Below are 12,874 nucleotides of genomic sequence, written 5' to 3' on the forward strand. Positions count from 1 at the left end.
ATGCCCTTGTTTCTAATTGAAAGGCAATTCGCCGAGAAACTGGAAATTACGCCCGAAGGCGTGGAGGCGATCGGCGGGATCAACGAACAGGCGGGAGTTCAATGGTTGTATTCCTTCCTGAATGCTGACCAGACAAAGACCTACTGTCTTTACGAGGCAAGAAATCCCGACGACATCCGCAGAGCGGCCGAAATGGCGGGCATTCCGGCAGACAAGATCGTCGAGGTGTCCAAAATCGATCCCCATTCGGCGAAATAACAAATGCGCGTTTGACCCAAGCATTGATCGATCGGCGCAAGCTCCCCGCTCCGTCACAGGCTCCGTGACCGAAACGTTTCGGAGGCTTCAGTACCCCAGTTGCGCCTTCCTCGATCCCGAAATTATGGCCTGACCGCTCCATGGGTAGGGGATAGCTACGTCGACCGGAGACAAGTTGCGATTTGACGGACAGCACCACGACTACGCTTCCTTTACAATCTTTCGCGTATAAGTGACGCGTGCAGACTGTCCTGCAGCGATCCAGGATGTAGCCTGCCTAGGGAGACTGCCCGGCCGGCTTCGGACGGGCAGCCGCGCAGAGATTCACTGTGGGGCCCATCCGGGCGATGCAGGCTCGCCAAGGGTCGCAGGGAGGAACGCTGAATGTCTCTCAGAGGCAAGCGGGATGAGCGAGGTGCGGACCGGCTCGGCGGTCTGATCGTTATTCCCTTGATAGTGATACTTGTGGGCGTCCTGCTGCTTAGCCGGACATTCCTGAACCACGATGTGTCCTGGGTGCTTTACGGTTCGGGCGTATTGCTCGACGGTGGCTGGTTCGGCAGCGATATCGTGGCGGCCAACCCGCCACTAGTCTGGTGGATATATCATGTGCCGAATGCACTGGCCCGGTTGACCGGCCTCCCTGTCGAACACGCATTTCGTGCCTTCATTGTCGCTCTTGCCCTGTTTTCTCTCCTTGCCGCGGACCGGCTGCTGCGCGAAGGCGGTCATAACCGTATTTTTCGCTGCGGGATCCTCCTGCTTTGCGCACTTCTCTTCACACTGGGCGCGTATAGGGATTTCGGACAAAGGGAACATATCACCGCAATGCTTTCGCTGCCTTACCTGCTGGCAGCGGGCAGGCGTTATGACGGGGCGGTCCTCTCTGGCCGCTTCGCCTTTGCGATCGGAGTAGCCGCGGGGCTCGGGATCGCACTCAAGCCATATTTCGCGCTCGTCCCCCTCGTTGTCGAAGCAGCCTTGCTGTTGCGCCGACGCCAGCTTGCCTTGCTCTGGCGGCCCGAAGCGATCGGCGCGGTGCTGTCGGGTATTGTCTATGCTGCAGCAATCCTGCTTTTCGCACGAGAATGGCTGTTCGAAGCAGTACCGGACATTTCGAAGGTCTACTGGGCATTTGAACAAGCTTCCCCGGGCCATTGGCTCAGGATCACTCTCCAGTACCTATTACCCCTGGGTCTGGGCGGAGCGATGGCGTGGAGTTCGCGGCAAAACATCTCGGGCATGGCTCTCATTTGCCTGCTGGCAAGCGTGCCATTCCTTCTGGCAGCCGTGATCCAGGCGAAATACTATTCGTACCACCTCTACCCTGCATTCACACTCGGATTGATTGCCAACGCATTGCTCTTGCGCAATCTCGATCCTTCAAGGCAGCGGATACAGCGGGTTGTCGTGGCCTTCGCTCTTGCCATCAATCTTGTCACGCCCGTGCTGTGGCTTAAAGCGAGCCAGCCGGGAGGGCAGTTGTTCGAGCCCAAAGCCGAACTGACCGATTTCGTGAGGGATCACGTCGATCGCGAGGAAACCTACCTTGCCATTTCGACCCATCCGTACCCGGGCTTTCCGGTCAGTATCTATGCAGACCGCCGCTGGAGTTCGGCGAGCAACAGCCGGATATTCCTGCCCGCAGTCGTCAGGCTTCGCGAAGGCACGGAAAAGGATGCCGAGCTCCTTGCCTTTGCCGAGCAGAAAGAGCGCGCGGCCATGGCCCGCGATATCGCGGGAAAACCCGCGCTGGTGCTTGTCGATAAGGCCGAAATCCGCCACGCAATTGGTTCAAGCACGTTCGATTTCCTCGAATTCTACAATGAAGACGAGGATTTTCGCGAAGCGTGGAAGGACTACCGGCGCATAGATTCGCCCAGCCCCGAATTCGAAGCCTATGTGCGACGCAGGAACTGATCGATGATCGCAGCCACCAAGCCGGACCTTTCAGCGCATCACATCGCCGTGGTCATCCCGTGTTTTCGCGCCGGCAGGACCATTGCCCGAGTGGTATCCGCCGTGCCGTCCGAAATCGGCACGATCGTCCTCGTCGATGACCGGAGCGATGACGGGCAGGCAGAGGTTTTTCAGCAGCTGGCGAAAGCCGATCCGCGCATTGCGATCGTTACCAACGAGAAGAACCTCGGCGTAGGCGGTGCGACGGTAGCCGGTTATCGAAAGGCCCTGGAACTGGGCGCGGAAGCAATGGTGAAGATCGACAGCGACGGGCAGATGGATCCGTTCTTCGCCCCGCGCCTCGCAGAGCCGATACTCGCGGGCCATGCGGACTATGTGAAGGGTAACCGCTTCTTCGATATCGAGAGCGTCCGCGCAATGCCGGTCATGCGGCTGGTAGGCAATGCGGGCCTGACCTTTTTCTCGCGCCTTTCCTCGGGATATTGGAACCTGTCCGATCCGACCAACGGGTTCACCGCCATCAGCGCCGAAGCGGTACGCATCCTGCCGCTAGGCAAGCTGCACCAGCGCTACTTCTTTGAATCCGACATGCTGTTCCGTCTCAACACCTTCGGGGCGCTGGTCGTCGACCAGCCGATGGAAGCGATCTACGGCGAAGAGCAGAGCAATTTGAGCGTCACGCATTCGTTGCTGACATTTCCGCTGCTGCACCTGCGCAATTTCTTCAAGCGGGTGGTCTACAACTACCTCCTGCGCAATTTCGACGTCGCTTCTCTGAGCCTTTTGGCAGGATTGGTCCTGCTCACATTCGGGCTCGTCTTCGGGATCGCCGAATGGATCGAAAGCTCGCGCACCGGAATGCCCGCGACCACCGGCACCGTGATGCTCAGCGTCACCCCGGTTCTGGTCGGCTTCCAGCTGCTGCTGTCATTCCTGCATTACGACATATCGAAGAGTCCGAACGAGACTATGAACTCGCGCGCGGGCAGCTTGACGGTACTGGCGAAGCGGGACCGGGAGCGGCTCGCCGAGCCGGACTAGATACGGCTGCCGAACCGTTTGTCTATCGTCAGGACGAAGTCGACAAGAAGGCTGGCTGCAAGCATCGATACCAGCAGCATGGGCCGCACCACCAGCGCCAGCGCAGAAGCGCTTTTTACGCCGCGATTGGCCAGGACCAGTGCGGCAGCTCCTCCCGCCTCGGCAACGCCAAGCCCGCCGATCGATAGCGCGAGCGCACCGAAGAAATTGATTCCCGCGAGGAAGAGGACCGCGACGCCAACCGAAACCGGTTCGTCTATGGCAGAGAATGCTGCGAGTACCGCACAAGTGGCCAATATCCAGATCAAGAGGCTGGTGGCAGCAAGACGCAGCCTCTCCGGCGGACCGGCGGGGCCGGGACCCGCTGCGGTTTCGAGGAAGCCGGCGATCCTGCCTTCGGGCAGGGGCTTGCGCAGTATTTCCAGCGCTATCCGGAACAGCTTGTCGGCAAAGAACAAGGCTGGTGCGGCTGTGAGGGCGACGGCAACGCCCAGCCATTCAAGGCCGGATATCCATAACCCGCCGGCAAGCGCGAATGCGGGCAGGACGATCAGGTCGCGGGCGCGCATCTGAACGATCACCGCAAAACCGCTGGCTGCCGAATGGCCTACCAAGCGCCTGGCGAGTGCGGGGAAGAGCAGGTCTCCCAGACCCGTCGGCAAGATGGTGAACAGGAACTGATGGCGCGCAGCGAGGCGTATCCACGCCCTATGGCTGGCAAGGTGGCCTTCTCCGCAGCGCGCCAGCTGGCTCATCAGTATGCCTCGGGTGACGAGCAATAGGAGGTGGAACGCAAGCACCAGTGCGAAACCGCCGGGACTGACCTCAGCAAAGTCGCGCCATTCTATGTCCGCCACACGGACCAGCAGCGCCAGCAGCAAGCCGCTAATAAGCAACGCGGCGGCGGTCCTGAACGCGATCCGCCTAATATCCATATCTGGCCGCCTGCGGGCCGCAGATGCGGTCGATCACGTCTTGCGCGGGGCGTGCCTGATCGCCCTGCGATGGGTTCGCGCGCCGGTCGAGGTCAGCCGGATCGAGCGTGAGCGGCCGGGCCATGCCCAGAGTGCGCGAGACCGTATCGACCGTGTGCCGCACCGTTGCGTGATCGGAGGAGAACAGATGCTCGTATCGCACCAGCGAGTAGGCTTCGCATCGAGGGGCTATTTTCGCGATATTCGAGTTGCACCACTGCCATCGCCACAAAGCCCGCTCGATCTCGGGCATGGCCGACCACCCTTCGGGGCGCGGCGAGGGATAGGGCTTGGCGAAGGGTACATGGTCGATGACGTCGCGGAAGCGGGTCGATGCCTTGAAGTTGGTGATCGAAGTCGCCCAGTCTCCCGGCTCGCGCACCATGTGGACGACATGCAGAGCCTTGCCGTCTTCGGGCAGCAGGTCGGTCATCGGGCACAGGAAGGGGTTGATCTCGACATAATTATCCCCCCGCTCTGCCAGCCTGCGATCGCGCGAGCGACGGAACAGCGGAGCCAGGATCGCGCCGCCCACACCCCAGTCGTTGCGCATATTGGCAAGCATCATCTGGTAACGCGTCTCGCCCGGCTCGTGCTGCGCCGTGCCGGCCCCGAACTGGCGGTTGATCAGTCCTTCGAGGAAGACTGTGCCGGTACGTCCGGCGGACAGGATATAGCGGAGTTGGATGACGTGTGTCCCGATTGGCTGGCTGCGCTCAGACGTAGCAATTGACGCCGTAGATCAGGTTGAGGTCGGGTGAAGCGATACCCAGCGGCCACCACTTCTCGGTCCGCTTGGGAAAATGAAAGCCGACGATGTGCCGCAAATTGTGGATCGGGTTCCGGTGCTCGATGGCCATGTAATAATCATAGGGCAGGCCCGCTTCGGTGCCCTGTTTGCGCGGGCCCAGCGAGCGACCCATGCGCCACAGGAAGCCGGGATCGCACGGCAAGATCAGCGACAGCACACCGCCCGGCTTGATCACGCGCGTCCATTCGCGCAGCGCCTCGACCGGCTCGGACACATGCTCCAGCACATGGGTGGCGATGACGCGGTCGACGCTGTCATCCTCGAAGGGAAGTTTTGCGCCTTCGACCTGCAGGATTTCGACCCGGGGATCCCAGTCGCGCTGCTTGAGCCAATCGACGACCTTGGGATTGCCGTCCGTTGCGATGTAACGGTCGAACCCGTGTTTCACGGTCGGGAAGTGGGCCATAGTGCCGGCGCCGATCTCCAGCACCGTGCCGTAATGCGCCTTGAGGCGCTTATCCTTTTCGATCAGCGAATGGGTGCGGCCGAGCACGCCCGCGCTGAGGCTGTTGCCATAATTGGCATCGTCGTAATTCGACAGCCACATGTCGTCGAAATCCGACCAGTCGGGCTGGGCAACGTAATTCTTCATTCCGGTCAAAAGCCCCTCGGCAATGCGCCTCGATCCGCGCCCTCATCGATCATGCTAGCGCCCGATCCCCCTCTTACCGCGAAAAGGCAAATTCATGGTTAACGCGAGGTGGATTTTTTGCCAACCGCCTGGCTGCAGTCAGAAAGGGAGCGCTTGTACCGAGCCACCTGCCGCGATCGCTGGAGAATTCGCTGGTCGGCGGATCAGCCAATCGGAGGTAGCAAGCGGGGCCTGCGCGCCGCTTTCCTGATTGTCGGCGGGTTGAAGACCCGATTGGGTGCTCGCTGCCCGCACGAAGGTCTCGCGGGAGCCGACTGCATCGAGCGGTCCGGCCAGAAGCATGGGAAGGAATCCGAGTTGGTCTGCAATCGCACCGCCCTGCAAGCGGGCCAAAAGCGGGCACAGGAACAGGCGTGCGGTGACCATGGCGGAGGTGGGATTGCCCGGCAGGCCGAGCACGAGCTTGCCCCCGGCCCTGCCCAGCCAGACAGGTTTGCCCGGCTTGATGGCGATGCGCGAGAACACCAGGTCGAGGCCGATATCGGCGAACATCGGCCTGGCGAGGTCGTGATCGCCCACCGATGCTCCTCCGGTGACGACGACGAGGTCGGCCGAGGAAATTGCCTCGCTCGCAAGCCCGGCCAGTTCGTCCAGATCGTCGCGCCCACGCGCGCGCATGATGACTTGAGCGCCCATTCGCCCGCACATTGCAGAAACGCCGAAACTGGCGGACTCGGGCAAGCCCGCGTCGGTTGCATGCGCGTTCCCTGGCGTGACGAGTTCCTCTCCGGTCGCGATGATCGCTACCTTGGGTTGCCGGTAGACTTCGATGCGGTCACGGTCAGCGGCAGCGGCTGTCACCATGGCGCGAGGGGTGAGCCAAGAACCCCTCGCTAGTAGCAAATCTCCCTCGCGAAAATCGCCGCCGGCCTTGCGTATATGGCGGGCTGGCCCGAACCCCTCGGCGAAAGTCACATGCTCGCCATCGCTCGTCGCATATTCCTGCATGATGACGCAGTCGGCACCTTGCGGCACAGGTGCGCCGGTGAAAATCCGCAGCACTTCGCCTTCCTGCAAGGTGCGAGGGTAAGGCATGCCGGGACGCGCTTCGCCGACAACCTTGTACGGATTACCGGGAACGGTCGTGCGCTCGATCACCGCATAGCCGTCCATCGCCGAGACATCACTGCGCGGCGCGTCGGTGCGGGCGTGCAAATCTTCGGCGAGATAGCGTTCTGCCGCATGCTCGATTTTCACGGTTTCGCTCGTCAATGGCGAAACCGCCTCGTCCAGCAGCGCAATAGCCTCGTCGAAAGTGAGCACGGCCGGTCGGTCAGCCGCCGATCGAGGCGAGATGCGGAGTTGCACCGCTGTCGCCCTCGTGCAGCCTGTGGCCGCGCATCTTGGCAGGCATGGCCGCTTCGATCCGTTCGACCAGTTCGCCAGCCTGGTCGTCGCGCTGGAGGAGGTCGCGAAGCTCCAGGCCTTCGCTGCCGAACAAGCACAAGTGCAGCTTGCCGCGGCTCGAGAGGCGCAACCGGTTGCAACTGTCGCAGAACCCGCTCGAATAAGGCGCGATGAGGCCGATCCGACCGCGGTAATCCGGATGGGCGTATTCGACCGCCGGTCCGGCACCTTCGCGGCGGGCAAGCGCGTACCATCCCGAGGCATCGAGCCGCTCGCGCACAAGCTCGCCAGGCGTCGCCTGCCTCTGGTGGAAGCCCGCATTGTCGTTCGTTCGCATCAGTTCGATGAAACGCCATGAGACATCGCGGTGCGCAACGAAGCCAAGCACGTCGTCCCAACCCGAGCCCTCGAGTTCCCGCAACAGCACACTGTTGACCTTGACCGAGGCGAAACCTGCGCCAAGCGCCACGTCCACTCCGCGCACGACGCCTTCCAGCTTGTCGTGACCGGTCACTTCGGCAAAGCGCGTGCGATCGAGCGTGTCGATGCTGACATTGACCGCGTCGACACCCGCCTCGCGCCATTTCGCAGCGCTGCGTTCGAGCCGGTAGCCATTGGTGGTCATGGCGAGGTGACGGATACCCTCGACCTGCGCCAGTTTGCGCGCGATGTCGGTAAAGTCGGTCCGCACTGTAGGCTCGCCGCCGGTCAGGCGGAGCTTCCACAACCCCAATTTCGCGAAGGCGGCAACCGCGCGCCGGATTTCGTCGCGCGAGAGCTCGGTCGGGAGGCTCTTCTGCGCCTGGAATCCGTTAGGCAGGCAGTAGGTGCAGCGGAAATTGCAGCGCTCGGTCAGCGACAGGCGCAAATAGGAAAAGCGTCGCCCGAAACCGTCCTGCAGCTGCCCCGTTGAGGAGGGAGAGGGTGGATCGAACAAAGCCATTCGGATCGATCATATACCCGCCGAGGCGCCAATGTCACCGCCCGTCCGCACGATGCCGGGTCATTGACATACGAAGCACGTATATTAGATAATGCTCATATGACCGATCCTGCTAATTCTTCTGCCCCGGATGGCCCGCTTGAAAGCGCTGCTGCTCAAGTCCGCGCAGCGGCCGGAGACAAGGCGAAACGCCCTTCGATCGCCGGTTTCTTCGACGAGGCGACCAATACCATCAGCTATGTCGTCCACGACCCGGCGAGCAGGGAGGCGGCAATCATCGACTCTGTGCTCGATTACGATGCCGCAGCCGGTCGCACCTCGCATGGCTCGGCCAATCTAATCGTCGAATACGCGAAGGCGAACGATCTTACCGTAACCTGGCTGATCGAAACGCACGCACATGCCGACCACATCTCGGCCGCGCCCTACCTGCAGGATAAACTCGGCGGCAAACTCGCCATCGGTAGGGAAATAATTCGCGTGCAGGAGGTCTTCGGCAAGCTGTTCAACGCCGGCACCGATTTCGAACGCGACGGCTCGCAATTCGACCACCTTTTCGACGATGGCGAGAGTTTCAGCCTCGGCGAGATCGAAGCCATCGCGCTCCACGTACCGGGCCATACGCCAGCCGACTACGCTTATATCATCGGAGACGCGGCTTTCGTAGGCGACACAATGTTCATGCCCGATTTCGGTACGGCGCGTGCAGACTTTCCCGGTGGGGATGCGCGCCAGCTCTACCAGTCGATCCAGCGGCTGTTGCGGCTTCCGGAAGAAACCCGCCTGTTCCTGTGCCACGATTACAAGGCCCCGGGCCGCGACGAATATGCGTGGGAGACCACCGTCGGCCAGCAGAAGCGGGAGAACGTCCACGTCAAGGAAGGTACGAGCGAGGATGAATTCGTGAAGATGCGCACCGCGCGCGACAAGACACTCGCAATGCCCAAGCTCATTATGCCGAGCGTGCAGGTCAATATCCGTGGCGGGCGTCTGCCCGAGCCCGAAGACAATGGCGTCAGCTACATCAAGATACCGGTCAACGCTGTATGAGCCTGCCAGGATTTCCCCAAGCGGCCCCGATCGAGGGCCTCGCCGGCGGCGTGCTTATCGGCATTGCTGCTGCCGTGATGTTGCTGGGCGCAGGACGCATAGTCGGCGTCTCCGGCATTGTCGGGCGGGCCTTCAGGATCAACGCCTCCGACCTTCCCATGCCCAGCGCCTGGCTCTTCCTTGCCGGAATGCCTGCCGGCGCCGCGGCCATTTACTGGATCAAGGGCGGGCTTGAAGCCGAATTCGCATCGATCCCGATGATGATCGCAGCCGGCCTGCTTGTCGGCTTGGGGGCGCGCATGGGTAGCGGCTGCACAAGCGGCCACGGAGTGTGCGGTGTGAGCCGCCTGTCGCAGCGTTCGATCGTAGCGACAGCGACCTTCATTGCGGCAGGAATCGCGACCGTGGCGGTATTGGGAATGATCGCATGATTGCCCGGCAGGTTCTTCCAGCCGTCTCCGGCGTGCTGTTCGGTGCAGGCCTTGCGCTGGGCGGGATGACCAATCCCGCACGCATCCGCGGCTTTCTCGACGTGTTCGGGCAATGGGATCCGACGCTCGCCTTCGTGATGGGCGGCGCGCTGGCCGTGATGGCGATCGCCTGGCGGTTTGTCCCGCGTATGGCGAGCCCGCTTTTCGAAACGAAATTCTCGCTTCCCGACCGGACCGACCTAACTCCCCAGCTCGTTGGTGGTGCTGCCCTTTTCGGCACCGGCTGGGGCCTTGCCGGACTCTGCCCGGGTCCCGGTGTGGCAATCTTCATCATCGCCCCTGTCGAGGCGCTGGTCTTTACCGCCAGCCTGCTCGCGGGCATGGCGCTCCACCGCGCAATAGCCAGAACAAGAACAGAGGAACCCGTCCATGCACGCCAGTAAGATCACCGATGCCATCAGTGTACGCGGCCAGGTGCATGCCGACGAGGTGCAGGAAATCGCCGATGCAGGCTATCGCACGATCCTGTGCAACCGGCCCGACGGCGAGATCGAAGGCCAGCCCGATGCGGCCGAAATCCGCGCTGCGGCCGAGGCAGCGGGGCTCGCCTTCCATCACAATCCCTTGACCCCCGGCCAGCTTGCCCCCGGCCATGTCGAAGAGCAGGGCAAGATATTGTCGGAAGCGCAGGGGCCGGTCCTGGCCTATTGCGGGTCCGGGCGTCGTGCCAGCATTCTCTGGGCGCTCAGCAATCCCGAAGGGCTGAGTGCGGAAGAACGGATCGAAAAGGCAGCGGCTGCCGGCCACGACCTGTCTGAAATCCGCGGACGCCTTTAGGCCCGAGCTGCCTCGCCGCCGGTTTCAGCCTCTGCCTCGCAATTCGCGCAAAACTGGTCGTAGAGCGTCCCCATCACCGCCTTCACTTCCTCGCTGTCGAGCGAATAGTAGACGTATTGTGAATTGCGCCTCGTCTTTACGAGATGTTCGCGGCGCAGGAGCGAGAGGTGCTGCGAGAGCGCGGATTGCGAAAGTGCAAGGTGCTCCGACAGTTCGCCGACCGACATTTCCCCCTGCGAGAGATGGCACAGGATCATCAGCCGCGATTCATTGGCCATGGATTTGAGCAGCGCAGTCGCCCGGGCGGCGTTCGCTCGCATCAAGTCCAGAGGTAGATCCATTTTTTCCCGTCCAGTCCTAGCCGAGCGCAATCCTCGCGCATCAGGATAGGTCAAATTAGGCAGTTGCCACTGTGCTGGCAAGCGAGAGACGGTTTTAGCGTCAATCGCCATTCTTGAGGCCGCATTAGCGCTTTTTTGGCAGTTTTTCGTTATCTCCGGGCCGGAAACGGAGGGCTAGACTATGGCCGATGACGGCATGATCCCAGGCAATACCAAGAAGATGACCATCATTTGCACCAAGGGCACGCTCGACTGGGCCTATCCGCCCTTCATCCTCGGCACGACTGCCGCAGCGATGGATGTCGAAGTGACGATGTTCTTCACCTTCTACGGGCTCGGCCTGCTCGACAAGGAACTCGACCTCAAGGTTTCGCCGCTCGGCAATCCGGCAATGGAGATGCCGATGATGGGGATGCACATGGGCATGCCCAACATGGTCGGCATGCTCCCCGGTGTCACCAGCGGGGCGACCGCGATGATGAAGAACATGATCAAGAAGAAGGGTGTCGCCTCGATCGAGGAGCTGCGCGAAGCTGCGGTTCTGTCCGACGTAAGAATGATAGCGTGCCAGATGACCCTCGATCTGTTCGAAAAGAAGAAAGAGGACATGATCGACGGTATCGAGATCGGTGGCGCTGCCACCTGGATGGAATCCGCGCTCCAGTCCGACATCAACCTGTACATGTAAGCGGGAAGGAAACACGAAATGGCTGATGCAACGCTCGACGCGAAGGGGCTGAACTGCCCGCTTCCGATCCTGCAGGCGAAGAAATCACTCAAGGATCTGTCGAACGGACAGACGCTTGAAATCCTTTGCACCGACCCCGGTTCGGTGAGGGACTTCGAGGCATTCGCAAGGGCGACCGGCAACCGTTTGGTGGATTCGGGCGAGGACAATGGCACTTATCGCTTCGTGCTCGAGCGGGTTTGCTGAGATGCGCCCGGCTATCTCTCGCCTGTTGACGGGCGCTTCCGCTTTCCTCGCCTTGGCGGCAGTCGCTCCGGCAGCGCATGCGACCGAAGGCTATTTCTCCAACGGCGTCGGCGCGCGCGGCAAGGCCCTGGCCGGTGCAGGTGCGGCAGACGGGCGCGATGCCACCGCGATCAACGTCAACCCTGCGAGCATCGCCACGCTGGAAGACAGCGAAATCGCCATTGCCGTTTCGCTGTTCAATCCCAATCGCGATTTCACGGTCACCGGCGATCCCGGCTTTCTCCCGGCCGGCAACACCGAGAGCAACGTCGACATCTTCCCGATCCCCAACCTGGCGCTGGCTTACAAGCTGGGCGGAAACGGCACGCTCGGCTTCTCGCTGAGCGGTAACGGCGGGCTCAACACGAATTATTCCGCAGTCGCCAATCCTGCTTGCGGCACCATGCCTTTGCCGGCGCCCGACGGGATTTTCTGTGGCGGCGAGGCCGGGGTCAACATGATGCAGGCCTTTTTCGCGGCGGCCTATGCGCATGATTTCGGCGCAGTGCGCGTCGGCGTTTCGCCGATCTTCGCAGTCCAGCGCTTTCGCGGACGCGGGGTTGCAGCCTTCGGCGGCTTTTCTGCCGACCCGGCGAACCTTTCCGACAACGGACATGACATCTCGACTGGTTTCGGCGCGCGCGTCGGGATCGAGGTCGAACCGGTCGATGGATTTCGTATCGGCGGCGCCTACCAGACCAAGTTCGCGATGAGCGAGTTCGACGATTACGCCGGCCTGTTTGCCGACCAGGGCGATTTCGACATCCCCTCGACCTGGCAGGTGGGTGTCGCGGCCGACGTTACGCCCCAGTTCACCGTCATGGCCGACTATCGCCGCATCAACTATTCCGAGGCCGGATCGGTCGGCAACAGCTCGCGCATCATGGCGCCTTTCGGCTCGAGTGGTGGTCCGGGCTTCGGCTGGGACGATGTCGATGCTTACAAGATCGCGGCCGAATATCGCGCAAGCGACACGCTGGCACTTCGCGCTGGCTATGCCCACAACTCGCAGCCGATCAGCGGCGATGACGTGACGATCAATGTTCTCGCGCCGGGTGTTATCCAGGATCACTTCACTGCCGGCGCGAGCTTCGGCTTCGGCAGCGGTGCGGCTTTCGAACTGGCGCTGATGTATGCCCCCGACGAAAGCGTTAGCGGCATCGAAGTCTCGCCGCTGGGCCCCAATCCGGGCCGCACGGTCGAGATCGAGATGAACCAGCTGGAGCTCACGCTGGGCCTCAAGTTCAAGCTTTAGGCTCGCACGGCCCTTTTCCCTGTTGCCCTCCTGCGGGCGCG

The 12,874-nt window shown here is 61.8% G+C and carries 16 protein-coding genes; 10 read left to right on the forward strand and 6 right to left on the reverse strand.

The window, feature by feature from the left end; all coding sequences use genetic code 11:
- The 3 genes from K3178_RS01445 (at position 1) to K3178_RS01455 (ending at position 3,219) form a co-directional block, all read left to right on the forward strand.
- Positions 1–258, forward strand: coding sequence for a DUF4242 domain-containing protein (locus tag K3178_RS01445; protein WP_221569613.1), 258 nt, complete (start codon positions 1–3; stop codon positions 256–258).
- A 384-nt stretch (positions 259–642) separates the two neighbouring features.
- Positions 643–2,178, forward strand: coding sequence for a hypothetical protein (locus K3178_RS01450; RefSeq protein WP_221569614.1), 1,536 nt, complete (start codon positions 643–645; stop codon positions 2,176–2,178).
- Positions 2,179–2,181: 3 nt separating this feature from the next.
- Entirely contained in the window at positions 2,182–3,219 is a 1,038-nt protein-coding gene (locus K3178_RS01455; RefSeq protein ID WP_221569615.1) for a glycosyltransferase family 2 protein, read from the forward strand.
- Here K3178_RS01455 and K3178_RS01460 read toward each other — a convergent pair.
- The 5 genes from K3178_RS01460 to moaA all read right to left on the reverse strand — a co-directional run bounded on the left by K3178_RS01460 (position 3,216) and on the right by moaA (position 7,946).
- Positions 3,216–4,154, reverse strand: coding sequence for a lysylphosphatidylglycerol synthase domain-containing protein (locus K3178_RS01460; RefSeq protein WP_221569616.1), 939 nt, complete (start codon positions 4,152–4,154; stop codon positions 3,216–3,218). The genes K3178_RS01455 and K3178_RS01460 overlap by 4 nt on opposite strands.
- The gene (locus tag K3178_RS01465) at positions 4,144–4,761 is read right to left on the reverse strand and encodes a hypothetical protein (protein ID WP_221569617.1); all 618 of its coding nucleotides are present in this window, start codon (positions 4,759–4,761) and stop codon (positions 4,144–4,146) included. The genes K3178_RS01460 and K3178_RS01465 overlap by 11 nt, the downstream gene beginning before the upstream one ends.
- 148 nt (positions 4,762–4,909) lie before the next feature.
- Positions 4,910–5,596: a class I SAM-dependent methyltransferase gene (locus K3178_RS01470; protein WP_221569618.1), complete on the reverse strand. Its 687-nt coding sequence runs from the start codon at positions 5,594–5,596 to the stop codon at positions 4,910–4,912.
- Between the two features lie 138 nt (positions 5,597–5,734).
- Positions 5,735–6,919, reverse strand: coding sequence for a molybdopterin molybdotransferase MoeA (locus K3178_RS01475; protein WP_221569619.1), 1,185 nt, complete (start codon positions 6,917–6,919; stop codon positions 5,735–5,737).
- Between the two features lie 10 nt (positions 6,920–6,929).
- A complete protein-coding gene (gene moaA, locus K3178_RS01480; protein ID WP_221569620.1) occupies positions 6,930–7,946 on the reverse strand; it encodes a GTP 3',8-cyclase MoaA in 1,017 nt (338 codons plus the stop codon).
- A 99-nt stretch (positions 7,947–8,045) separates the two neighbouring features.
- Here moaA and K3178_RS01485 point away from each other — a divergent pair, with 99 nt between their 5' ends.
- The 4 genes from K3178_RS01485 to K3178_RS01500 are packed head-to-tail and all read left to right on the forward strand — an operon-like array spanning position 8,046 to position 10,264.
- Positions 8,046–8,996: an MBL fold metallo-hydrolase gene (locus K3178_RS01485; RefSeq protein ID WP_221569621.1), complete on the forward strand. Its 951-nt coding sequence runs from the start codon at positions 8,046–8,048 to the stop codon at positions 8,994–8,996.
- Positions 8,993–9,427 carry a YeeE/YedE family protein gene (locus K3178_RS01490; RefSeq protein WP_221569622.1) on the forward strand — a complete coding sequence of 145 codons (435 nt, stop codon included), beginning with the start codon at positions 8,993–8,995 and terminating at the stop codon, positions 9,425–9,427. The genes K3178_RS01485 and K3178_RS01490 overlap by 4 nt, the downstream gene beginning before the upstream one ends.
- The gene (locus tag K3178_RS01495; protein WP_221569623.1) at positions 9,424–9,870 is read left to right on the forward strand and encodes a DUF6691 family protein; all 447 of its coding nucleotides are present in this window, start codon (positions 9,424–9,426) and stop codon (positions 9,868–9,870) included. Before K3178_RS01490 ends, K3178_RS01495 begins: the two co-directional genes overlap by 4 nt.
- Positions 9,857–10,264: a protein tyrosine phosphatase family protein gene (locus tag K3178_RS01500; protein ID WP_221569624.1), complete on the forward strand. Its 408-nt coding sequence runs from the start codon at positions 9,857–9,859 to the stop codon at positions 10,262–10,264. The genes K3178_RS01495 and K3178_RS01500 overlap by 14 nt, the downstream gene beginning before the upstream one ends.
- Here K3178_RS01500 and K3178_RS01505 read toward each other — a convergent pair.
- Positions 10,261–10,605 carry an ArsR/SmtB family transcription factor gene (locus tag K3178_RS01505; RefSeq protein ID WP_247713475.1) on the reverse strand — a complete coding sequence of 115 codons (345 nt, stop codon included), beginning with the start codon at positions 10,603–10,605 and terminating at the stop codon, positions 10,261–10,263. The genes K3178_RS01500 and K3178_RS01505 overlap by 4 nt on opposite strands.
- A gap of 181 nt (positions 10,606–10,786) precedes the next feature.
- On the opposite strand from K3178_RS01505, the gene dsrE2 reads away from it, so the two are divergent.
- Genes dsrE2 through K3178_RS01520 form a run of 3 tightly spaced genes read left to right on the forward strand, consistent with a single transcriptional unit; the run spans position 10,787 to position 12,833 of the window.
- A complete protein-coding gene (gene dsrE2 / locus K3178_RS01510) occupies positions 10,787–11,293 on the forward strand; it encodes a sulfur carrier protein DsrE2 (RefSeq protein WP_247713476.1) in 507 nt (168 codons plus the stop codon).
- Between the two features lie 18 nt (positions 11,294–11,311).
- Entirely contained in the window at positions 11,312–11,539 is a 228-nt protein-coding gene (locus K3178_RS01515; protein ID WP_221569625.1) for a sulfurtransferase TusA family protein, read from the forward strand.
- Entirely contained in the window at positions 11,502–12,833 is a 1,332-nt protein-coding gene (locus tag K3178_RS01520) for an OmpP1/FadL family transporter (RefSeq protein WP_221569626.1), read from the forward strand. The genes K3178_RS01515 and K3178_RS01520 overlap by 38 nt, the downstream gene beginning before the upstream one ends.
- Positions 12,834–12,874 lie beyond the last annotated feature (41 nt).

The organism is Qipengyuania sphaerica (genome assembly GCF_019711595.1).
GTDB classification, from domain to species: Bacteria; Pseudomonadota; Alphaproteobacteria; order Sphingomonadales; family Sphingomonadaceae; genus Qipengyuania; species Qipengyuania sphaerica.